The 242-nt window shown below is 64.0% G+C and carries 1 protein-coding gene; it reads right to left on the minus strand.

Annotated elements, in window-relative coordinates; translation table 11 throughout:
• Positions 1-242 (minus strand): D-alanyl-D-alanine carboxypeptidase (locus tag AAEY83_RS17995; RefSeq protein ID WP_351061413.1); only part of this gene is annotated, 242 nt, incomplete at both ends.

The raw sequence follows: 242 nt of genomic DNA on the forward strand, positions 1-242 counted from the left end.
ACTCGGCGGCGTACGGACTGTGCCAGGCGGCTTGCAGCATGTTGGCCATCTCACGCGCGCTGACCCGCTCGGCCCGCGACAGACCGGAGCCGTTCTCCATCACCAGATGCGGCGCGGTGATGCCTTTCTTCGCCAGCCACTGCCGCACCACGCGTTGCGCAGCCCGGGAGTCATCAACGTCGGCATCGTTGCGGAAACGCTGGCAAAGACTGAGGAACAGCTTCTGGGACCTTGTGTTGTTA

Source organism: Psychrobacter sp. TB20-MNA-CIBAN-0197 (assembly GCF_040309765.1).
GTDB lineage: Bacteria > Pseudomonadota > Gammaproteobacteria > Pseudomonadales > Moraxellaceae > Psychrobacter > Psychrobacter submarinus.